The sequence below is a fragment of the Paractinoplanes globisporus DSM 43857 genome (assembly GCF_000379645.1).
Lineage (GTDB): Bacteria > Actinomycetota > Actinomycetes > Mycobacteriales > Micromonosporaceae > Actinoplanes > Actinoplanes globisporus.
Genome location: NZ_KB903317.1, coordinates 117,375 through 136,971 on the forward strand (window position 1 = coordinate 117,375; position 19,597 = coordinate 136,971).

Genomic DNA, 19,597 nt, shown 5'->3' on the forward strand with positions numbered 1-19,597 from the left:
TTCAGGCCTCGACCGCTCGATCAACGTGCACGAAGGGTCTTGGTGTATGGCGAAGCCCGGGAAGACCATGCGAGGGCCCGCACCGGCGCTGATCGGCGCGGCGACCGCTCTCCTGCTCGCGGTGACGGCCTGCGGCAGCTCGTCGGCACCGTCCGGCCAGACGTCAGACGTTCAGACCCCGTCAGGGATGCTGCCGACGAGCGCCTCGGCCGCGGCTGCGCCCTCACCGGTGGCCGCCGCCGCGCCGGGGCCGAAGGAAATCACGACCTCGGCCGGCACCTTCAAGGTCTCGCTGTACAAACTCAGGAAGTTGACCGCGGCCGACGGTCTGGAAATGCCGGCCGGCTACGCCCAGACGCTGGTGATCCTCAGCGTCAACCTCGCCACGAAATCGGATGACCCGGTGCAGGTGCCGCTCGACGAGAGCTTCCATCTCGCCGTGCGGAAGACCAAGCTCGACGGCGCGCTCAGCTATGCCACCGGCGCGGCGGCCCCGATGGACCCGGCCCAATGCGCCGAGATTCCGGCGGCGCCGGACTTCTGCGGCCCGAACCTCACGAACACGAACGACCCGTCCCGGGTCATCACGTCGAAGTGCAACTGCTACTGGACCGACGCCGAGGGCGTCAATCTGACCGGTCGCGAGACGGTGTACGGGGGCAAGGATCCGGCCTATCTCCTGCTCGACGCGGGCATCGTCCTCAAGGACGCGCAGCTGCAGCTGACCGACTTCGCGGTGCTGCACATCGGCGCCCTCGAAACCGGCCAGCCCGCGTCGCTCGACGGCCCGATGGAGGTCGTCACCGGTTGAAGTCCCGCACTTCGGGGCGTACGGATGCGGAGTCTTTGCCTTAGGATCTTGGCGCCGCCCGGCGGAACCGGCGGCCTGGTCCCTCGGGGAGGATCTCCATGTCTCGCTCCGCCTGGCTGACTCGTGTCGGGGTCATCCTGCTCGCCACCAGCGCGGTCGGCTGGCCGGCCGCGCCGTCCTCGGCCGCCGGCACCACCGGGGTCGCCTCGGTCTACGGCCTCACCGCCGCGCGGTACAACGGCGGCAACAGCAATATCAACAACGTCGTGGTGACCCGCTCGGGCAACACCGTCACCTTCGACGACCGCGTGACCATCAAGGCCGGTACGGGGTGCGCGGCGGTCAAGGGCGACAAGACCAAGGTCCGCTGCACCACCAAGAAGACGCCCACCGCGGTGTACGTCTACCTCAACGACGGCAACGACTACCTCCGGAACGACTCCGGCCTCGCCATGTACGCCACGGGCGGGATGGGCAACGACATCCTGGTCGGCGGCAGCAGTGCCGATCACCTGCTGGGCAACGAGGGTAACGACACGCTGCTCGGCGGGGGCGGCAACGACCACCTCGAAGGCGACGTCGGCGACGACACGTTCTGGGGCGGCGACGGCAACGACGCCGCCTACGGCATGTGGGGCAACGACACCATGCACGGCGGCAACGGCGACGACTTCCTCGAGGCTTTCGACGGCAACGACAAGTTGTACGGCGACGCCGGCGTGGACAGCCTGTTCGGCGAGAACGGCAGTGACCGTCTCGAGGGCGGCGCCGGAGACGACTACCTCGCCGGCGACAACCTCAGCGGCAGCTCCGGCACCGTCTCGGCGGACGTCATCCTCGGCGGTCCGGGCCGTGATGACGTCGACTACAGCTCGTACAGCAAGGCCGTCACCGTCGACCTCGACGGCGCCGCCGGCGACGACGGCCAGGCCGGGGAACACGACACCGTCGGCGCCGACGTCGAGGACCTCGCGGGCGGCAGCGGCGCCGACCACCTCACCGGCAACGCCGCGGCCAACGGCATCAACGGCGGGAACGGCAACGACGTCGTCCACGGCCTCGGCGGCAACGACACCCTCGACGGGAACGAGGGCCGCGACACGGTGTACGGCGACGAGGGCGACGACCTGATCCTCGGCTGGGACACGCCCCAGGTCGCCGATCGCCTCGACGGCGGCCCCAATGCGGCGGCCGGCGACGAATGCCAGCCCGGCACCGCCGACGCCGTCGTCAACTGCGAGCGCTAACGTGGCCGGGCCGGATCGCTGGAGGGAGTCGCTATGACCGATGAGGACCTGGCCAAGAAAGTTGCCGCCGAGCTGTCCGAGGATCCGAAGGTGGACGGCTCGCTGATCGACGTGGTGGCCGACGGCGGAGAGGTTCTGCTGCGGGGGACGGTCGGTACCTTCTGGCAGAAGCGGGAGGCGCAGAAGGCCGCCGAACGCGTCGATGGGGTCACCGTCGTCGACAACATCATCGACGTACGCCTGCTGACCGAGCACCGGCGGGCCGACGCCGAGCTGCGCGCCGACGTGCTGCACGCGCTCAGCCTGAACGGCATGATTCCGAGCACCGTCGACGCGTCCGCCGACGACGGCACCGTGCTGCTGAGCGGCACCGTCGACCTGGAGCACCAGCGGGAGGAGGCGGTCCGCATCGCGGGCAACGTGCGCGGCGTCGTCGACGTGCAGAACGACATCTTCCTAAACCCGCCCCTCACCGACGGATAACCGGATCTTCCGGTACGTGCGCCGGGATGGACACCTCCACCGCTCGTCGACGGGCGGCGCTGTTCGCGCTGTTCTTCATCCCCGGGATTGAGATCGCGTCGTGGGCGACTCGTACGCCGGCGATCCGTGACCTGCTCGGGGCCTCGACGACGGAGATGGGGCTGATCCTGCTCGGCCTCTCGGCGGGATCGATGACCGCCGTGCTCTGGTCCGGCATGCTCGTGGCACGGTTCGGCACTCGCCCGGTTGCCGGCGCGGGCGCGTTTGCCGTCGTGCTCGGGATTCCGGTCGCCGGTTTGGGCGCATTGGCGGGGTACGGCGTCCTGGTCGCGGCCGGCCTCTTCCTGCTCGGGCTCGGCGTGGGCAGCGGCGAGGTCGCCATCAACGTCGAGGGCGCCGACGTCGAGCGGGTCATCGGGCGGCCGGTGTTGCCGGCGCTGCACGGTTTCTACAGTCTCGGCAACGTCTTCGGCGCGGCCCTCGGCCTACTGCTCACCGCCGTCGGCCTGCCGGTGGTGTGGCATCTGGTCGCGGTGGGCGCTCTCTGCGCACCGGTCGCGTTTCTCTCGGTACGCCAGCTGCCTCGCGGCGTCGGCCTTGCGCCACGAGGCCGGTCGACGCCGGGGCACAAGTCGGCGGCGGTGTGGCGGGATCGGCGGCTCCTGCTGATCGGTCTCGTGGTGCTGGGACTGGCCCTGGCCGAGGGGTCCGCCAACGACTGGCTGCCGCTGATCATGGTGGACGGGCACGGTCTCGGTCCGGCGATGAGCTCGGCCGTCTACCTGCTCTTCGCCGCCTCGATGACCGGCGGCCGGTTCGCCGGTGGCCGGATCATCGCTCGCTTCGGCCGGGCTCCGGTTCTCTGCGCCGGCGCGATCCTCGGCGGGGTCGGCCTCACGCTGGTCATCGTCTCCAGCAGCGACGTCATCGCGAGCGCCGCCGTGCTGCTGTGGGGCCTCGGCGCGGCGCTCGGCTTCCCCGTCTCGCTGTCGGTGGCCGGCGACTCGGGCCCCAACCCGGCGGCTCGCGTGTCGTTCGTGGCCGCCATCGGTTATGTGGCGTTCCTCGCCGGCCCGCCGGTGCTCGGCTTCCTCGGCGACCGGTACGGGCTGCGCGGCGCGATGGTCGTGGTTCTGGTGTTCCTGGCCGTGTCCGCGGTCTTCACCCCGGCGCTGGGCGGCCGCCGGTCCGCGGACGATTCCAGCGGCGACCATGAGGCCGTCGAAGTCCGGAACTGACCAGGCGGAGGTGTGCCGGGAACAGCCCGGCACACCTCCGTAACGGTGTCAGTCCATCAGCTCGGTCACGGTGCCGGCGGCGACCGTGCGGTTGCCCTCGCGCACCGCGAAACCGAGTCCGACCTCGAGCGCGACCGGCTTGCCCAGCGTCACGACGACCGAGTCGAGCGTGTCGCCGGGCATCACCAGGTCGCGGTCCCCCAGGTCCAGCCCGCCCGACACGTCGGTCGTGTGGAAGTAGAACTGGGGGCGGTAGTCCGCCGCGAACGGGGTGTGACGCCCGCCCTCGGCCGCCGTCAGCGCGTACATCGTCGCCCGGAAGACCCGGTGCGGCGTCACGCTGCCGGGCACCGCGACCACCTGGCCGCGCTGCACCTGCTCGCGCTTCACCCCACGCAGGAGTACGGCGGCGTTGTCACCGGCCTCGGCCCGCTCGAGCGACTTGCCGAACATCTCCAGCCCGGTCGCGACGGTCGCCACCGTCGGACCGAGGCCGACGACCTCGACCGGCTCGCCGACCCGCAGCGTGCCCCGCTCGACCTTGCCGGTCACCACCGTGCCCCGGCCGCTGATCGAGAGCGTGTTCTCGATCGGCATCAGGAACGGCTCGCCCAGCTCGCGCGGCGGCACCGGCACGTAGTCGTCGACCGCGTCGAGCAGGTCGACCACGGACGCCACCCAGCGCGGGTCGCCCTCGAGCGCCTTGAGCGCGCTCACCCGGACGACCGGAACCTCGTCGCCGGGGAAGCCGTACTCGGACAGCAGCTCGCGGACCTCGAGCTCGACCAGGTCGAGCAGCTCCGGGTCGTCGACGGCGTCGCTCTTGTTGAGCGCCACCACCAGGTACGGCACGCCGACCCGCTGGGCGAGCAGCACGTGCTCGCGGGTCTGCGGCATCGACCCGTCCTGCGCCGAGACCACGAGGATCGCGCCGTCCACCTGCGCCGCACCCGTGATCATGTTCTTCACGTAGTCGGCGTGGCCGGGCATGTTGACGTGGGCGTAGTGGCGGTTCGGGGTCTCGTACTCGACGTGCGCGATCGTGATGGTGATGCCGCGGGCCGCCTCCTCCGGGGCCTTGTCGATCCCCTCGAACGCGACGTACCGGTTGGCGGCCGGGTCGCGGTCGGCGAGGACCTTGGTGATGGCGGCGGTCAGGGTCGTCTTGCCGTGGTCGACGTGACCCATCGTGCCGATGTTGACGTGCGGCTTGGTGCGAATGAACTGGCTCTTAGCCATTCTTATTCTCAATCCTTACTGGAGGTAAGGCCGTTTGATGTCATACGCGACGCCGGCAGCCTGGGCCGGTGGCGCGTCGGAACCCGACTCCCGCGCATGCGGCGGCCACCCTTCCCCGGGGTTCCGCTGCCGGTGGGGAAGGGTCAGAGTCGGGTATCGACGCCGGGAAGAACGCACACGGGAGCCGCCAGGGGCAGCTTCGGACCGTGGGCGAACATGAGAGTCACGGTAGCCAGGAACGCATTTCGGCGCGATCGCATTTCCGATTACGCTCTGTCGATGTCGCTGGTCGGCGCCATCACGATGCGTGGGTGCTGCCGGGGGTCGAGCCAGCGCAGGAGACTGATCATGTTGGGCTGGCTGACCGAGACGCAGCCGGCCGTCGAGCCCTTGCCGTTGACGTGCAGGAAGATCGCGGACCCCCGACCCACGACCGCCGGATTTTTCGTGAAATATTGGTGCCTAGTGGCATCCCACGCGATCGTGGTCGCCGCCGGGCGGTTGAAGTCGATCACCGCTACGTAGCGATACTGCCGCGGGTAGGCGCCGAGCCGCTCGGCCTGACCGATCCGCCACGTGCGGCCGGGCGCCGCCACCGGCTGGAACAGGTTGTAGGTACGCGGATCATTCCGGTCGCCGACCCAGTAGTCGTTCCCGTCGACCCGGCGATAGGGCAGCCGCGCCCCCGGATTCGCCGCGAGCCCGAACGACTCCGTGAGGTGGAACGTACCCGCCGGCGTCGTGCCCGTGTCCTGCACCCGCTTGGCCGCCCACTGCCATCCGCCGTACCCGCTGCGCGCCGCCATCGCCGGGAACGCCGCCCGCCATCGCCCGTCGTCACCCCGCAGAAAGGCACGCAGCGTCGCATAGCTGGAATCCCATGAGCGCCCCGTGACGACAATCGCCTGCCGAGCGTCACCGAGGTGGGTGAGGCGGGTGGGGAACCACGAGGGGTCCTGCGGCGGGCCGCTCAGGGTCAGCACGATCGCCATTGTCGCCGACAGGATTCCCATGTCGGCTCCACGCTAGGCGCTCACCAGGTGAAGATGGACCCCTTCGACGTGCTCGCCATCGTCTGCCCCTGCCGTACGTACCGGAAAGACATGATCACGGCGTATTTCCGGCCCTTTGCCGGACTGGCCCCGATCGGCCCGCATCCCTGCGTCGCCGCGTCCCCGCCGAACGTCAGGTTTCCGCAGGTCTTCGGCCCGGCGACGGTCCGGCCACTGCCGGCGTCCTGGAGGGCCACCGTGATGCTCCCGGTCCCACCGCCCGGTGCGGTGAGCGAGGCTTGATACTGAATGTCCCGCCCGAGCATCTGGCAGGGCTTGGGCGCCAGCGGCAGCCTCGAGGTGAAGTCGAACGCGATGCTCTGCGTGCACTGCCACGGACCATAGGGCTTGGCTTCCGGTTGCGGTGACCGCGATTCGCTCACTCTGGGTGCCGGAGCCTTTGATCGTACGCGTGGAGGAGTAACCGACCGCACGACCGCGGCGGAGGGCAACCCGAGCGGTTTCGGCCGCGCTCCGGTCGGCTCGACGGCGACCCGGCGAGCACCGCCGACCGGGTCCTTCCCCCGAATCGGCCGCTCCGAAGCCGACGGCATCGCCCGAATCCCCGGCGTCAATGGTTCGGCCGTCTGACCAACGCCACGCCCGTAATGCCAGCCCGTTGCCGCCACCGCCGCCGCGATCATGGCTCCCGCAATGATCGTGGTCATGGCCCGCCCCGGCCGCGCCCACCGCCAGCTGGGCGCCGCGTTCCCCCGCTCACCCATGCGCGGCAGCGGCAGGAGACTGACCGCTTCCGGATCGTCCCCACCCGCATCGACCCCGTTCCCGGCCGAGTTCTTTGCAAGGCTCGCCGACGCCTGGCTTCCGCCCCGACCGCCGCGATCACCCGAACCAACGCCGCCACCCGAACGGGCACCGCCGATCGGACCGACACCGCCAGCCGAACCAACGCCGCCAGCCGAACGGGCACCGCCAGCCGACCCAACGCCGCCCGCCAAGCCAGCGCCGCCAGCCGAACGGGCATCGCCTGCCGCACCGGCACCGGCACCGGCACCGGCACCGGCAGCCGACCCAACGCCGCCCGCCGGGTCGGCGCCGTTGACGTCCGCTCGTGCGTCCCGGCCTCGAACCAAGCCGTCCTGGACGCCTTCGGCCTTGAGCAGGTTGGCCCAACGGTCGTTGCCGCCCCGGCCGCCGTTGACCCACCCCGCGCCGGCCTGATCGGGCCGACGCTGACCAGCCACCCGCCCGCGATCGCCGGCGGGACCGCGACCCGCCCCTCCCTGACCCGCCTGACCCTGACCCGGCTGACCCTGACCCGGCTGACCCTGACCCGGCTGACCCTGACCCGGCTGACCCTGACCCGGCTGACCGTGACCGGGCCGACCGTGACCGGGCTGACCGTGGCCGCGATGACCCTGACCTGCCCGATCGCGATCCGCCTGACCGTGACCCGGCTGACCGTGGGCCGCCCGACCGTGACCCGGCTGACCGTGACCCGGCTGACCGTGGGCCGACTCGCTGATGTGACGGGCCGAGCCGCCGGCGCTGACCGAGCTGCCGGGTTCCGGGTGGCCGCGCCAGGCCACGTCCAGGTCGAGGGCCGCGTCGGCCAGGTCCGACTTTTCTGGGTCGATCTCGCTGCTGCCGGGGTTGTCGGGCTTGGGCAGGGCGGGCACGTCCACGAAGCGGCGGCAGGCGTCGGACAGCTCGGCCACCATCTCGGCGGCGGAGGGGCGCAGGCGGGGTTTGGTTGCCATGCAGTCGGTGATCAGGTGCCAGACGTCGTCGGGGATGCCGGGGCGGCGTTCCGGGTTGCCCTCCATGTGACGGCGCATCAGGTCGGGGATCGAGTCGCTGTCGTACGGTGGCCGGCCGCTGACCAGTTCGTATACGAGGACGCCGAGCGCGTAGACGTCCGTGGCGGCGCTGGCCGTCACGCCGTGGAAGGCCTCGGGGGCCATGTAGTGGGGGGTGCCGACCACGGCGTTGGGGGTGGTCATGCTCGGCGTGTTGAGGATGCGGGCCACGCCGAAGTCGGTCAGCCGGGTGTCCAGGCGGCCGTCCTCCACGCGCAGCAGGATGTTGTCGGGCTTGAGGTCGCGGTGGATCACGCCCAGCTCGTGCGCCTCGGCCAGCGCCGCCGCGACCTGGGCCGCCAGCCGTGCCGCCTCGGCGGTCGGGACCGTGTGGCGCTCGCGCAGGTGGTCGCGGAGGCTGCCACCGTCGACGAGGTCCATGACCAGGCCGAGCGTCTCCCCCACGCTGAACAGATCTCGCACCCGCACGACGTTGCGGTGTCGCAGCATCAGCAGGATCGTCCGCTCCTGCACGAACCGGGTCACCAGCTTGGGCTGCCGCAGCAGGCTCTCGTGCAGGAGCTTCACGGCGACCGGCTCCCCCGAGGCCCGGTCGACCCCCCGCCACACGGTTCCAGTGGCGCCCTGCCCGATCGGATGCTGGAGCACGTACGAGCTTCCGACGCACCGCCCGCTGAGATCCATGGTCGACGCGCCGTCGGAATCCGCGCGTGCGACGCTGCTCGTGCGATCCTTGGTCACTCAAGCTTCCTTCCGGGCTGCCAGCGATGCCCCGGAATCCTGCTGTTTGTCCGGATCGCCTGGCAAGCCCGCGCGCCCAAGTTCGCACCTTTGGTAGGAGTCCCCGGATTCCCGTCACCCGCCGCGCCCGCGCTCGTTCGTGCAGTCAGACACGCCGACCCCCGACACGCCGTGCCGCGCGCTCAGCCCACGCCATCCGCACGCTGACCAAGGGGTCCCATCGGGTGGGTCGATCGCATCGCCGGCCTCGCAGCACTGCCCGCCCCGCCGCTTGTCCGCCGCGCGGCCCGCCGCACGCTCGGCACCGCCGTCTGTCCGGCGCCGGGCTCGGAAATGCGCGGGCCCCCCAGACGGCAGATCGTCGCCAGTGCGTCTCGGGCGGAATGACCACCCACTCACGCGAGAGGCGCGCTGCGGCCTTTCGTTGCACCGGGTCGCGTCTGCGTCAGCGGCGGAGCCGAGGGCTGACTCCCTGCTTCTGGGGCGTCGTCGGGGCGTACCGGCGAAAGGGTTTTGAGGGCACGCAGAGCGAGAGCGGCGCACCAAGTCATGGCGACAGCGATGGTCAGGCGTTGGAAGACGCCGCCGGCGGTGGACGAGGCGGTGAAGACGGCGAGCAGGATCGGGATGCTGATGCCCACCGCGTAGCAGTACGCGCGCCAGAGCCGGGTGGGGCGCCAGCGGGCGGCGGTGAAGGCCGCGGCCGGTAGCGAGGTGAAGACGACCAGCGAGATCAGGTCGTGGGCGATGCCGTGCGGGGTGCGATGGCCGTAGGGTGCCGGGTCGGTGACGAAGACGCCGGCCAGCATGAGGCCGGCGCCGAAGAGGGTGAGCAGGATGCCCGTCCAGCGCGAGACGACCCGGCGTGCGGCCAGTGAGAACGCCACTACCAGCGCCCCCGTGACGAGGAAGTTGGCGATCTGCACCCAGCCGCCCGGCCCGATCGAGGCCTCGCTCACGTAGTCGCGCACCGGGTCGTAGTCGGCCTTGAAGCGGTCGTTGAGCAGGAAGACCGCCAGGAACAGCGGCCCGCCGACTAGCCCGCACCAGAGCAGGACCTTTACCCGCGCCATGCTCCGGACGATAGTTGTCGATCCCTGTGGCCAGCCTGAGTGAGGAGCTCAGGACTGCGGTTGCGGGCCGCAGAGCGTACGGATCGCGCCGAGCAGGGTGGAGCGGGTGAACGGCTTCTCGATCAGCATGCTGTTCTCGTCGAGGTGGAGCTGCGGCCCGAGCGAGGCGGCCGTGTAGCCGGACATGTAGAGCACCGGCAGGTCGGGGTGGTGGGTGCGCAGGGCGGCGGCCAGTTCGGGGCCGGTCATCGTGGGCATGACGACGTCGGTGATCAGCAGGTCGGGGTGTGCGCCGGCGGCGACCTGGGTGACCGCCATGAGCGCGTCGGTGGCGACCGTGATCTCGTAGCCGGCCGGCTCGATCAGGCGCTGCACGAGCTGGGCCACCTCGGGCTGGTCCTCGACGATCAGCACGTTGCCGATCACCTGGGTGGTGCCCTGCCGGGTCTCGGCGGGCTGCCGGGTCTCGGCCGCCGGCAGGTAGAGGTGGACCGTGGTGCCGATCCGCGGCTGCGACTCGATCTCGATGTGACCGCCGATGCCCTGGACGATGCCGGCCGTGGTGGCCAGGCCGAGCCCGGCGGCGGTCGGGCGGGTGGTGAAGAACGGCTCGAGGGCGCGCCGGCGCACCTCGTCGGTCATGCCGATGCCGGTGTCGGTGATGACCATGTGCACCAGCCGGCCCTGCGGGGCGTCCTCGGGCGGCTGGCCGGCCTCGTGCACCTCGTTGGAGGCGGCGACCCGCAGCATGCCGCCGTGCAGCATGGCGTCCCGCGCGTTCGCCGCGAGGTTGACCAGCGCCTGCTCCAGCGGGCCGCGCTCGGCCCGCACCGGCCAGACGTCGGGGCCGAAGGCCAGGTCGAGCCCGATGTGCTCGCCGAGCGTGCGGCTGAACAGCGACTGCACGTCGGTGAGCAGGTCGGGGATCGGGATGATCTCGGGGCGGTTGCCCTCGCTGCGGCCGAACGCGAGCAGCTGGTGGGTCAGCGTGCGGCCGGTGCTGACCGCCTCGAGGATGTCCTGCGCGAGCCTGTGCTGCGGCGATCCGTCCTCGGTCTGGCCGAGGATCATGTCGGCCGAGCCGCCGACGACCGTCAGCAGGTTGTTGAAGTCGTGCGAGATGCCGCCGATCAGCTGGCCCAGGCTGTCGAGCCGGCGCAGGTGGTCGAGCTGCCGCTTGAGGCCCCGGGCGTCGATGTGGTCGGTGGTGTCGGTGACCATGCAGACCACGCCCGTGAACTGGGCCTGGTCGTCCATCAAAGGCATCATGCTCATCCGTACGCTCCGCCGGGAGCCGTCGGCCCGCATGAGGCGGGTCGCGCCGACCGTGGACCGCCCGGCCCGGCATTCGGCGAGTCGGCGGGTCAGCTCCTTCTGCCCCTGGTCGTCGAGGAAGCCGCGCAGCGACACCCCGACGAGCTGGTGCCGGGGCATGCCGAGCACCACGCCGATCGGCTCGTTGGCGTAGGTGGCCACGCCGTCCGGGTCGAGCTGCAGCACCCCCTCCGGGATGGTCTCCAGCACCCGCCGGTACCGCTCCTCGCTCGCCCGCAGCCGTTCCAGCGCGCGGGCGCTCGAGCAGGCCAGGGCGAGCTCGCCGGCGATGTCCCGGGCCAGCTCCACCTCGACCGCCGAGTAGAAGGAGCCGGGCGCGCCCCGGGTGAGTACCAGGTATCCCGCGTACGTGTTGTCGACGATCACCGGACACAGCACGGCCGCGTGGATCTGGTGCTCGTCCCCGGCCAGCGGCTCGACGCCGTCGCCGGCCAGCACGATCGGCCTCCGGCTGGCGGCCAGGGCGGTGGAGAAGTCGTCGTCGGGCAGCTGGCCGACATGGTCCAGCACCCGCCCGACCGAGGCCGACCGCTCGTCGTCGATGTGTTTGTAGGTGATCGCCTCGTACCGGCCGTCGTCGCGCAGAAGCTGCACACCCGCACCGTCACCGATCATGTCGGCGGCTGCCCGAGCCGCCGTGGAACGCACCTCCTCGGCGTCGTCGACGACCCGGCTGAGCGCCAGGGCAAGATCAGCGAGCGCGTACCGGAGGGGGTAAGCCATGACACCCATGCCGACATGATCCGTGTCGCGTGGGGTGCGTGCGGCCAGTTCGCCAGCTTTGCAACCATCGTCAGACCACAACGCGAAAATGCGTCGTGAGCCGGTGATCATCATCGAGCAGGTGAAAAGCAACCATCGGCGGCAGCCCGAGATCGACGATCGCCTCCGTCTCGAACGGCAGCATCGACGTCGAGACCACCCCCGGAGCCACCACCAGCGGCCGCCCGGCGAACGTGGTGACCGCCGGCGTGTGCGCGTGCCCACACAGCACCGCCACCACCTGCGGGTGCCGCTCGATCACCGCCGCCAGCCGCCCCGCCCCGAACTGCCGCATGCCGTCGACGTAAGGCATGCCGAGCGCCACCGGCGGGTGATGAAAACAAATCAGCGCCGGCATCTCCGACCGCCCCGCCAGCGTCGCTCCCAGCCATTCGATCGTCTCGTCCCCCAACCTCCCCTCATTCCGCCCCGGAATGCTCGAGTCCACCATCACAATCAAGACCCCACCGATTTCGTACGCCCGATTGACCGGCGCCACGTCAACGTCCTCACCGAGTAACGCTTTCCGGTACGGTCCCCGGTCATCATGGTTCCCCGGACACCACAAAACGGGCGACCCAAGCCGAGCCAGCCCCCGAACCCGCTCGTATTCCGCTTCCGCCCCGTGATCAGCAATGTCCCCCGTAACGATCACCGCATCAGGCGCCACCGGCAGCCCCGCCAAATACCGAAACACCCGCCCAGCCCGCTCGCCACTGCGTTCCCCCGAGTCAACGTGAAGGTCGCTGACCTGCGCAATCACCACCATCCCCCCACCCTAAGCGCGCCCCCACGCCCACCTCGACGGCCAAAGCCCGACCGGTGGCGCCCTCGTCCCGCACCCTGGAGGCACTCACAAGGCAAGAGTGAGCACTTCCAGTTCGTAGCGAACACTTCCTCTTCAACGTCGGGAGGGCGGCTGGGAAAGAACGGCGACTTTCTGTTAGCTATGAACAGAAGGTCTCCTGGATCGGGCTGGGCACGCCCGCGCACCTGCGGCGTGCTAGCCAGGCGGTTAGGCGCCCGCCACCAAACGGCAAAGCGCCCGCCAGTCCGACCGGGAACTCCGACCGCGCCCAGCGCCGGTCGCTGTCGTCCCTGCTCTGGGTCATGGGGGGCGGTCGGGCTGTTCAACGCGATCGTGACGGTCGCGGTAGCGCCCGGCACGGTTAGCCGCTTCCGGGACGCGATCGCGCTAGAGCGAGAGGCACGCCGCGGCGGCCTGCGCGGTGGTCTACACGCCGGACTCCTGGTCGAACGGGTTCACCGCGGACGTGTAGGTGACCAACTACGGTGCGGCGGGCAAGCAGCGAGGCCGCTGGGCGCAACGGGCGGCCAGGCCATTGGGGCGGCAGACGGCCAGGCCATTAGGCGCGGCAGACGGCCAGACCATCAAGCGCGGTAGACGGCCAGACCATTAGGCGCCGCAGACGGCCAGGGCGCGGGGCGTGGCGGGCGCGGGCCGTGGCGGGCGCGAGGCGTGGCGGGCGCGAGGCGCGCGGGCGCGAGGCGCGGCGGACGCGAGGCGCGGCGGACGCGAGGCGCGGCGGACGCGAGGCGTGACGGGCGGCCGGGGCACGGCATGCGGCCAAGCCGCGGGGCACGGCGGGCGAGGAAGCCGCCGGCAGGGGCACCCGAGCGGCGCNGAGGCGCGGCGGACGCGAGGCGCGGCGGACGCGAGCGGGCGGCCGCCCGCCGGCCACGGCGCCGGGCCAAGCCGCGGGGGCCTGCCGCCGAGGAAGCCGCCGGCAGGGGCACCCGAGCGGCGCGTGGCAGAGCGCCGACCGGCACCCGCAGCAATGGCGAGGCGACGCCTCGCCCGGAGAAGCGCCAAGCGCACCCCACCCCCGGGGTGAGGAGTTGCGGCGTAAGCCGCCCAGAGTGACCCGGGGGGTGATCTCCTCGCGACGGCAGCCAAGCCCCATTGCAAGAAGGGGTGGGATGCAAACACACCCCGTTTGCGTCCCACCCCTTCTTGCAATTCCCTAAGGCAGCCGCCGCGAGGAGATCACCCCACCCGCCGCAAGAAACACGCGGAACCGATCTCTTTGTGATGGCCAGGGTTTGGGGCAGCGCCCCAAGGTCTTAACTCAACCAGACAACCGATACAAAACATGCCGCCGCTCAGCCCAATCCCCCGGCACCCCCGGATGGTCAAAATCCTCATCCGGATCATGCCGCATCCCCAACTTCTCCATAACCCGCCGAGAAGCAAGATTCCGCTCCGTAGTAAAGGAGACGATCTCAGGAAGCCCGATGGTCTCAAACGCATAGGTCACGACAGACCGCGCCCCCTCAGTGGCATACCCCAGACCGTGAAACGCCGCCCCCAGCCGCCACCCGATCTCGACCCCCGGCGCGAACGGCAGAATCGGCTTCAGCGGCTGCAGCCCGACAAATCCAGCAAACTCCCCGCTGGACCGGATCTCCACGGCCCACAAACCCCACCCCCGCTCCGCAATCCCCGCCTGATTCCGATCCGCGAACCCATCACTCTCCGCCCGAGTCAGCAAGGACGGGAAATGCCGCATGACCACCGGATCCGCATTAAGACTCGCAAACGGCTCCCGATCAGCCGCAATCCATTGACGGAGCAGGAGCCGCGAGGTGACGAGATTCATCGCCCACTCCAAGCCCGGTCCACCAGATCGGGCAGAACCTCAGCCGCGGTCCCCCGCAAATTGATGTCAGAAACCGCATCGAGCGCAGTCGCCTCCGGGTTGACCTGGACGACAACCGCCCCCGATCGAGCCGCGACATACGGGATCTCCGCCGCCGGATAAACCACCCCGGACGTACCGACCGTAAAGAGCAGATCACAGCCGAACGCCGCCTCGGTCGCCGCCGAAAGCGCACTAGTAGGCAACTGCTCCCCGAACCAGACCACCCCCGGCCGAACCGGAGCCCCGCAATGCGCGCAGGCCGGCGGCTCCATCCGCCCACCGACCTCGCCCGGCGCGGGCAATCCGGCCGGCTTCCCACACGACGAGCACCGCGGCGAGAACAGACTGCCATGCAAATGGATAGGCCCCCGCGACCCCGCCCGTTCATGCAGGTCATCCACGTTCTGCGTGATGACGACGGTGTCCGCGACGTGCGCCTCGATGGCCGCCACCGCCTCGTGCCCCGGATTGGGCCGGACCCGTTCGACCTCGGCCCGGCGCCACTCGTACCAGCCCCAGACCAGCGCCGGATCGGCCGCGAACGCCTCCGGCGTGGCCAGCGACTTGGGGTCGAAGCGCGACCAGAGCCCGGTGAGCGCGTCGCGGAACGTCGGCACGCCGGACTCCGCCGACATGCCGGCGCCGGTGAAGACGACGACCCGCTTCGCGTCGCGGAGCAACTCCGCGACGTCACGCTCCGGCATCCCCCGACCTCCCGGCACCACGCGGCGCAGCCCCAGTACCGCGACGCTCACGCGGCATTGTTGCGCATCGGCAACCTCTTCCGCCTCCCCCGCCGGGCTCAGCATTGACAGATGTCAATTCAGCAGGGATGGTTGCTGCACTCGCCGGGTCACGTGCCGATGGAGGCCGAGGGCAGCCTCCACCAGTCCCTCCATGACTTTGGCCTCGTCCACCGGGGCCGATCACCCGCGGAGTTAAGAGCCCTCATGAATACTTCGAAACGTCTTCGTCTCCTCGTCAGCGCCGTTGTCGGCGTGCTCACTGCCGCCCTTGTCGTCGTGGCCCTGCCGGCCGGTCCGGCCCAGGCGCACGGCAACGTCATAAGTCCGGCCTCGCGCAACTACGGTTGCTGGCAGCGCTGGGGCGACCACTTCCAGGATCCGGCCATGGCCACCGAGGATCCGATGTGTTATCAGGCCTGGCAGGCCGACCCGAACGCGATGTGGAACTGGAACGGCCTCTTCCGGGAACAAGTCGCCGGCAACCACCAGGGCGCCATCCCGGACGGGCAGCTCTGCAGCGCCGGCCACACCCAGAGTGGGCGGTACAACGCCATGGACACCGTCGGTGACTGGAAGGCCACCACGGTCGGCAACAGCTTTACGGTCCAGGTGTTCGACCAGGCGCTGCACGGCGCCGACTACCTCTGGGTGTACGTCACGAACCCGGGCTTCAACCCGGTGACGACCGCGCTCAAATGGTCGGACCTGACCCGGGTCGCGGTCGTCGGGAACAAGCCGGCGGCGCAGTGGACGCCGGTCACCGGTGGCGTGCAGCTCAACATCCCGGTCTCGCTGACCGGGCGCACCGGCCGGGCCATGGTCTACACGATCTGGCAGGCCAGCCACTTGGACCAGTCCTACTACTGGTGCAGCGACATCAACTTCGGCGGCGGAGGCACGACGACCCCGCCGACCACACAGCCCACCACACCCCCGACGACGCCGCCGACCACACGGCCGACGACCGCGCCGACGACCGTGCCCACCACCGCCCCGACGACCACACCGCCGGCCTCCGGCGCGTGCTCGGCCGCGTACGCCCTGAGCAGCCAATGGTCCGGCGGATACCAGGCGGGCGTGACGGTCACGGCCGGCTCGTCGGCGATCAAGAGTTGGACGGTGAAGCTGACCTATCCGAGCGCGCCCACGATTCAGCAGACCTGGAACGCGACCGCCACCGTCAGCGGGAGCGTGCTGACGGCCACGAACGTCAGCTACAACGGCGCGTTGGGCGCGGGCGGCAGCACGACGTTCGGCTTCCTCGGCTCGGGCGCCGCGACAACGCCGACGGTCACCTGCGCCGCGACCACCTGACGACGCGCCCCTTCTCAAGTCCCGGGCGTGCCGCTACAGTCATTTGGGAGCGCTCCCAACATCGACCACCGCAAATGAAGGGAGACCAGCCAGGCAGCACCTTCGCGTGACACCGGTTCCTAGAGACACCATCCGTCCACTTGGACTGGAGCTGGGGACGGGACGCCCTCCCCGTCCCCAGCTCACCACCACGGAAATTACGCGAACAGCGCCGATACCGATTCGCCGTTGTGAATGCGGCGCATGGCCTCGGCCAGCGCCGGCGCCACCGAGAGGATCGTCAGTTTCTCGGTCCGGCTCTTCCGGGGGATCGGCACCGTGTTGGTGCACACGATCTCCTCTATCTCCTTCTCGTCGGAGAGGCGGCGAATCGCATCCCCGGAGAAGAGACCGTGCGTGCAGGCCACCCGGACACTGCGGACGTTCCGTTCGCGCAAGCGGGCCAGCAGCTCGAAGACCGTCGACCCCTTGGCGATCTCGTCGTCGAGGACGATGACGTCGCGGTCGGTCACGTCGCCGATTACCGTGCTGATGACCACCTTGTCGTCGGCGAAACGCTGCTTCGCACCGGCCGCGACGTCGATGTCGAGCATGCGGGCGAACGCCGCCGCCTCCTTCGCGTTGCCCAGGTCGGGTGAGACGACCACCGTGTTGCTGAGGTCGTAACCCCGGAAATGGTGCGCCAGCTCGCGCAGGGCGTGCAGATGGTCGACCGGAATGCTGAAGAAACCGTGCACCTGCGGCGAGTGCAGGGTCATCGCGAGAACGCGGTGAGCGCCGGCGGTCGTGAGCAGATCGGCGACCAGACGGCCACCGATGGAGATGCGCGGGGCGTCCTTCTTGTCGCTACGGGCATACGCGTAATGGGGCAGCACGACAGTTATCCGGCCGGCGCTGGCGCCCCTTGCCGCATCGAGCATGAAAAGCAGTTCCACCAAATTTTCCTGTACGGGGGGAACCAGCGGCTGGATGAGGAACACGTCCCGTTCGCGGCAGTTGCCCTGCAGCTGGACCTCGATGCAGTCGTTCGCGAAGCGGGAGGTTCGGGTGGGCAACAGCGGCACGCCCAGATGCAGGCAGATCTCGTCGGCGAGCTCGGGATGGGCGGATCCGGAGAATACGGCGATGTCACGCACGGGGACCACCCTAAGAGGATAGGTCCGGACACTTGCGGGCGACCTTTGGTTCCTCTACGGTAACCGTTACTCATGAGTGACCAACTGGAACTGGCGCTGGACGCACTGGGTGATCCGATGCGGCGGCGGATCGTCGAGCGCCTGCGAAACGACGGGCCGTCGCCGGTGGGCGCCCTCGCCGCCGCGCTGCCGGTGGGGCGGCCGGCGGTCAGCAAACACCTCAAGGTGCTCGAGGGGGCGGGGCTGGTCGCGCACCACAGCGTCGGCACCCGCAACCTGTACGCCCTGGCGCCGGAGGGCTTCACCGCCCTGCAGCAGTGGCTAGTCGGCATGTGGGACACCGCTCTGTCAGCCTATGCAGACATATTTACGGAGAAGTCATGAGCTTTCCGCCGATCCATCGTCAGGTTGTCGTGCCGGCCGCCGTGCCGGAGGCGTTCGAGGCGTTCACGGCCCGGATCGGCGAGTGGTGGCCGGTCGACCGGTTCAGCGTGCACGGCGCGGGGTCGACCGCCGCATTCCGGGACGGCGAGCTGGTCGAGACCGGGGCGAACGGCGGCAGCGAGGCGGTCTGGGGCACGGTCCTCGACTGGCGCCCGCCCCGATCGTTCCGGATGACCTGGCATCCCGGGCGCGACGCCGCCAAGGCCTCCGTGGTCGAGGTGTCGTTCGCACCGGTCGGCGACGACGCGACCCTGGTGACGGTGACCCACTCGGGCTGGGAGACGCTCGACGCCCGCGACGAGTACCGGCAGGGCTGGCCGGCCGTGCTGTCGTCGCTGGCCGCGACCTGGCCCGCCGCCCCGGCGAAGGAAACCGAGGACCTGATCCTGGTCCTGCAGCACATACCCGCGCCCGGCGCCGGGGACCCGTTCGAGCATCCGCTCTTCAAGGCCCACGCGAGCTTCCTCGAGGGCCTCTACGAACGAGGCATCCTGGTCGCCGCCGGGCCCTTCCCGGCCTCCGGCGAGGGCATGACGATCGTCCGGGCCGGCGACGCGACCGAGGCCGCCGCGATCGTGCACGACGCCCACTTCGCCGACGAATCGGTGACCGGCGGATTGTTGGAGGTTCGCGTCCGTCCGTGGGTCGTCATGCTGCACGGATCTTCGCTAGCGTGAGCGCATGAACGGACTTGCCGTGGCGTGCCGCCGCGTGGTGCACATCTATCGCGCCGAGGCCGGCGACGTCGTGGCGCTCGCCGGCGTCGACCTGTCGATCGCGCCGGGCGAGACGCTCGCCCTGGTCGGCCCCTCGGGCTCCGGCAAGTCGACGCTGATCGCGCTGCTCGCCGGCCTGATGCGCCCCTCGGCCGGCCGCATCAACATCGGCACGTACGACATGGGCAAGCTCTCCGACGGCGAGATCTCCCGGCTGCGGGGGACCGAGATCGGCGTGGTCCTCCAGGGCGCTTCGCGCAACCTTCTGCCGTACGCCTCACTGCACCGCAACATCTGGCTCGCGCAGCGACGCGCCGCGCACACCCGGGGCATCAAGCTGGACGACCCCGACCGCATCCTCGACCTCGTGGGCCTGCCCGGCCAGGGCCGGCAGCGCCTGGCCGACCTCACCCCGGGCGGCCGGCAGCGGGCGGCCCTTGCGGTCGGCATAGCCACCGGCCCCGGCCTGCTGCTGGTCGACGAGCCGACGAGCCGGCTCGACACCTCCGGCCGCGACGAGGTGCTAGCCGCGATGGAAACGGTCAACGCCGAGCGACAGACCACGATCGTGGTCGTCACCCACGACAACGAGGTCGGCGCCCGCCTCGGCCGCGCCGTGACCATCCGCGACGGCCGCGTCGGCGCCGAGGGCCGCGACGGCCAGGACTTCGCCGTGGTCGCCGGCGACGGCACGGTCCAGCTACCCCCCGACGTGCTGGGCAACTACCCACCCGGCACGCTGTTCACCGTGCAACACATAGACGGCGAGGTCACGCTGGTGCCCAGCGGCGACCACACCGATCACGCGGCCTGAGG

17 protein-coding genes are annotated in these 19,597 nt (G+C 70.3%); 8 read left to right on the forward strand and 9 right to left on the reverse strand.

Translation table 11 applies throughout. The features are described from left to right. Nucleotides 1–46 precede the first annotated feature (46 nt). The 4 genes from A3CQ_RS0130505 (at nt 47) to A3CQ_RS0130520 (ending at nt 3,779) form a co-directional block, all read left to right on the forward strand. Entirely contained in the window at nt 47–811 is a 765-nt protein-coding gene (locus A3CQ_RS0130505) for a hypothetical protein (protein WP_020514751.1), read from the forward strand. Nucleotides 812–909: 98 nt separating this feature from the next. Then, nucleotides 910–2,058, forward strand: a complete 1,149-nt coding sequence (locus tag A3CQ_RS57820; RefSeq protein ID WP_020514752.1) for a calcium-binding protein — start codon at nt 910–912, stop codon at nt 2,056–2,058. Between the two features lie 33 nt (nt 2,059–2,091). After that, nucleotides 2,092–2,541 carry a BON domain-containing protein gene (locus A3CQ_RS57825; protein WP_020514753.1) on the forward strand — a complete coding sequence of 150 codons (450 nt, stop codon included), beginning with the start codon at nt 2,092–2,094 and terminating at the stop codon, nt 2,539–2,541. Nucleotides 2,542–2,567: 26 nt separating this feature from the next. Next, complete coding sequence (locus A3CQ_RS0130520; protein ID WP_020514754.1) at nt 2,568–3,779, forward strand: MFS transporter; 1,212 nt, start codon at nt 2,568–2,570, stop codon at nt 3,777–3,779. Between the two features lie 48 nt (nt 3,780–3,827). On the opposite strand, the gene tuf is transcribed toward A3CQ_RS0130520, so the two are convergent. The 8 genes from tuf to A3CQ_RS0130560 all read right to left on the reverse strand — a co-directional run bounded on the left by tuf (nt 3,828) and on the right by A3CQ_RS0130560 (nt 15,129). Continuing rightward, nucleotides 3,828–5,018, reverse strand: a complete 1,191-nt coding sequence (gene tuf / locus A3CQ_RS0130525; RefSeq protein WP_020514755.1) for an elongation factor Tu — start codon at nt 5,016–5,018, stop codon at nt 3,828–3,830. Nucleotides 5,019–5,284: 266 nt separating this feature from the next. Then, nucleotides 5,285–6,031 carry a L,D-transpeptidase family protein gene (locus tag A3CQ_RS0130530; protein WP_157296546.1) on the reverse strand — a complete coding sequence of 249 codons (747 nt, stop codon included), beginning with the start codon at nt 6,029–6,031 and terminating at the stop codon, nt 5,285–5,287. 20 nt (nt 6,032–6,051) lie between these two features. Continuing rightward, entirely contained in the window at nt 6,052–8,592 is a 2,541-nt protein-coding gene (locus A3CQ_RS63115) for a serine/threonine-protein kinase (protein ID WP_245577382.1), read from the reverse strand. Nucleotides 8,593–8,987: 395 nt separating this feature from the next. Further along, nucleotides 8,988–9,665, reverse strand: coding sequence for a DUF998 domain-containing protein (locus tag A3CQ_RS57830; RefSeq protein WP_020514757.1), 678 nt, complete (start codon nt 9,663–9,665; stop codon nt 8,988–8,990). A 48-nt stretch (nt 9,666–9,713) separates the two neighbouring features. After that, a complete protein-coding gene (locus tag A3CQ_RS0130545; protein ID WP_245577383.1) occupies nt 9,714–11,723 on the reverse strand; it encodes a hybrid sensor histidine kinase/response regulator in 2,010 nt (669 codons plus the stop codon). A 70-nt stretch (nt 11,724–11,793) separates the two neighbouring features. Then, nucleotides 11,794–12,531: a phosphodiesterase gene (locus A3CQ_RS0130550; RefSeq protein WP_020514759.1), complete on the reverse strand. Its 738-nt coding sequence runs from the start codon at nt 12,529–12,531 to the stop codon at nt 11,794–11,796. 1,321 nt (nt 12,532–13,852) lie between these two features. Next, nucleotides 13,853–14,383 carry a GNAT family N-acetyltransferase gene (locus tag A3CQ_RS0130555; RefSeq protein ID WP_040433295.1) on the reverse strand — a complete coding sequence of 177 codons (531 nt, stop codon included), beginning with the start codon at nt 14,381–14,383 and terminating at the stop codon, nt 13,853–13,855. After that, nucleotides 14,380–15,129, reverse strand: a complete 750-nt coding sequence (locus tag A3CQ_RS0130560) for an SIR2 family NAD-dependent protein deacylase (RefSeq protein WP_026206361.1) — start codon at nt 15,127–15,129, stop codon at nt 14,380–14,382. Before A3CQ_RS0130560 ends, A3CQ_RS0130555 begins: the two co-directional genes overlap by 4 nt. Nucleotides 15,130–15,375: 246 nt before the next feature. Here A3CQ_RS0130560 and A3CQ_RS0130565 point away from each other — a divergent pair, with 246 nt between their 5' ends. Next, a complete protein-coding gene (locus tag A3CQ_RS0130565; RefSeq protein WP_026206362.1) occupies nt 15,376–16,485 on the forward strand; it encodes a lytic polysaccharide monooxygenase auxiliary activity family 9 protein in 1,110 nt (369 codons plus the stop codon). A gap of 197 nt (nt 16,486–16,682) precedes the next feature. On the opposite strand, the gene A3CQ_RS0130570 is transcribed toward A3CQ_RS0130565, so the two are convergent. Beyond that, nucleotides 16,683–17,621, reverse strand: coding sequence for a ribose-phosphate diphosphokinase (locus tag A3CQ_RS0130570; RefSeq protein WP_020514763.1), 939 nt, complete (start codon nt 17,619–17,621; stop codon nt 16,683–16,685). Nucleotides 17,622–17,693: 72 nt separating this feature from the next. Here A3CQ_RS0130570 and A3CQ_RS0130575 point away from each other — a divergent pair, with 72 nt between their 5' ends. Genes A3CQ_RS0130575 through A3CQ_RS0130585 form a run of 3 tightly spaced genes read left to right on the forward strand, consistent with a single transcriptional unit; the run spans nt 17,694 to nt 19,595 of the window. Beyond that, nucleotides 17,694–18,005: an ArsR/SmtB family transcription factor gene (locus tag A3CQ_RS0130575; protein ID WP_020514764.1), complete on the forward strand. Its 312-nt coding sequence runs from the start codon at nt 17,694–17,696 to the stop codon at nt 18,003–18,005. Then, on the forward strand, nt 18,002–18,742 hold the full coding sequence (locus A3CQ_RS62250; protein WP_020514765.1) for an SRPBCC domain-containing protein: 741 nt from the start codon (nt 18,002–18,004) through the stop codon (nt 18,740–18,742). Before A3CQ_RS0130575 ends, A3CQ_RS62250 begins: the two co-directional genes overlap by 4 nt. A gap of 4 nt (nt 18,743–18,746) precedes the next feature. After that, nucleotides 18,747–19,595 carry an ABC transporter ATP-binding protein gene (locus tag A3CQ_RS0130585; RefSeq protein WP_026206363.1) on the forward strand — a complete coding sequence of 283 codons (849 nt, stop codon included), beginning with the start codon at nt 18,747–18,749 and terminating at the stop codon, nt 19,593–19,595. Nucleotides 19,596–19,597 lie beyond the last annotated feature (2 nt).

Coding starts and splice junctions, on each gene's coding strand:
- A3CQ_RS0130505 (WP_020514751.1), top strand. CDS start 47: ATGGCGAAGCCCGGGAAGACCATGCGAGGGCCCGCACCGGCGCTGATC.
- A3CQ_RS57820 (WP_020514752.1), top strand. CDS start 910: ATGTCTCGCTCCGCCTGGCTGACTCGTGTCGGGGTCATCCTGCTCGCC.
- A3CQ_RS57825 (WP_020514753.1), top strand. CDS start 2,092: ATGACCGATGAGGACCTGGCCAAGAAAGTTGCCGCCGAGCTGTCCGAG.
- A3CQ_RS0130520 (WP_020514754.1), top strand. CDS start 2,568: ATGGACACCTCCACCGCTCGTCGACGGGCGGCGCTGTTCGCGCTGTTC.
- tuf (WP_020514755.1), bottom strand. CDS start 5,018: ATGGCTAAGAGCCAGTTCATTCGCACCAAGCCGCACGTCAACATCGGC.
- A3CQ_RS0130530 (WP_157296546.1), bottom strand. CDS start 6,031: ATGGGAATCCTGTCGGCGACAATGGCGATCGTGCTGACCCTGAGCGGC.
- A3CQ_RS57830 (WP_020514757.1), bottom strand. CDS start 9,665: ATGGCGCGGGTAAAGGTCCTGCTCTGGTGCGGGCTAGTCGGCGGGCCG.
- A3CQ_RS0130545 (WP_245577383.1), bottom strand. CDS start 11,723: ATGGCTTACCCCCTCCGGTACGCGCTCGCTGATCTTGCCCTGGCGCTC.
- A3CQ_RS0130550 (WP_020514759.1), bottom strand. CDS start 12,531: ATGGTGGTGATTGCGCAGGTCAGCGACCTTCACGTTGACTCGGGGGAA.
- A3CQ_RS0130555 (WP_040433295.1), bottom strand. CDS start 14,383: ATGAATCTCGTCACCTCGCGGCTCCTGCTCCGTCAATGGATTGCGGCT.
- A3CQ_RS0130560 (WP_026206361.1), bottom strand. CDS start 15,129: ATGCCGGAGCGTGACGTCGCGGAGTTGCTCCGCGACGCGAAGCGGGTC.
- A3CQ_RS0130565 (WP_026206362.1), top strand. CDS start 15,376: ATGAATACTTCGAAACGTCTTCGTCTCCTCGTCAGCGCCGTTGTCGGC.
- A3CQ_RS0130575 (WP_020514764.1), top strand. CDS start 17,694: ATGAGTGACCAACTGGAACTGGCGCTGGACGCACTGGGTGATCCGATG.
- A3CQ_RS62250 (WP_020514765.1), top strand. CDS start 18,002: ATGAGCTTTCCGCCGATCCATCGTCAGGTTGTCGTGCCGGCCGCCGTG.
- A3CQ_RS0130585 (WP_026206363.1), top strand. CDS start 18,747: ATGAACGGACTTGCCGTGGCGTGCCGCCGCGTGGTGCACATCTATCGC.